At 65.3% G+C, this 1,186-nt stretch carries 2 protein-coding genes; both read left to right on the top strand.

What is annotated here, in order from left to right; translation table 11 throughout:
* The coding region (locus tag ACIF83_RS45655; protein WP_399736563.1) for an alpha-glucosidase C-terminal domain-containing protein at positions 1-417 on the top strand (417 nt) is incomplete at its 5' end.
* The coding region (locus tag ACIF83_RS45650; RefSeq protein ID WP_393484982.1) for an alpha-amylase family glycosyl hydrolase at positions 414-1,186 on the top strand (773 nt) is incomplete at its 3' end. The genes ACIF83_RS45655 and ACIF83_RS45650, both read left to right, overlap by 4 nt.

Raw genomic sequence — 1,186 nt, 5'->3', positions numbered from 1 at the left:
AAACCCCGCGACTGGGAAGCAGCCGCACGCGAGAACCGCACCCTCGCCCCCCTCATCACCCGGCTCAACACCATTCGCCGACGCCACCCCGCGCTGCGGCAGCTGCGCGACCTCCACTTCCACCACGCCGACAACGACGAGGTGATCGCCTACTCGAAGCGGAGCGGATCGAACACGGTTCTGGTGATCGCCAACCTCGACCCCCACCACACCCAGGAGGCCACGGTCTCGTTGGACATGCCGCAACTCGGCCTGGATTGGCACGAGTCGGTGCCGGTGCGCGACGAGCTCACCGGCGAGACCTACCACTGGGGCAGGGCCAACTATGTGCGACTCGAACCGGGCCACAGGCCCGCGCATGTCTTCTCGGTTCTGCGACCGTCCACCCCGCAGATCGGAGGGTCACCCACAATATGATCGTCAACGAGCCCGTGCCGGACACCTTCGAGGACACACCCGCCAAGGACCGGGACCCGGAGTGGTTCAAACGCGCCGTCTTCTACGAGGTACTCGTCCGCTCCTTCCAGGACAGCAACGGTGACGGCGTCGGCGACCTCAAGGGCCTGACCGCCAAGCTCGACTACCTGCAGTGGCTCGGCGTCGACTGCCTCTGGCTGCCGCCGTTCTTCAAGTCACCCCTGCGGGACGGCGGTTACGACGTCTCCGACTACACCGCCGTACTCCCCGAATTCGGTGACCTGGCCGACTTCGTGGAGTTCGTGGACGCCGCCCACCAGCGCGGCATGCGCGTCATCATCGACTTCGTCATGAACCACACCAGCGACCAGCACCCGTGGTTCCAGGAGTCCAGGCGGGATCCGGACGGTCCGTACGGCGACTACTACGTCTGGGCCGACGACGACAAGCAGTTCCAGGACGCCCGGATCATCTTCGTCGACACCGAGGCCTCCAACTGGACGTACGACCCCGTACGCAAGCAGTACTACTGGCACCGCTTCTTCTCGCACCAGCCGGACCTCAACTACGAGAATCCGGCGGTGCAGGAGGAGATGATCTCCGCGCTGAAGTTCTGGCTGGACCTCGGTATCGACGGGTTCCGCCTGGACGCCGTGCCGTACCTGTACCAGCAGGAGGGCACGAACTGCGAGAACCTGCCGGCGACCCACGAGTTCCTGAAGCGGGTGCGCAAGGAGATCGACGCCCAGTACCCCGACACCGTCCTGCT

The sequence above is a fragment of the Streptomyces sp. NPDC085866 genome, assembly GCF_044541035.1.
Lineage (GTDB): Bacteria > Actinomycetota > Actinomycetes > Streptomycetales > Streptomycetaceae > Streptomyces.
The sequence above is the reverse complement of the archived record's forward strand: the minus strand, read 5'-3'. Positions and strand labels throughout refer to the sequence as shown.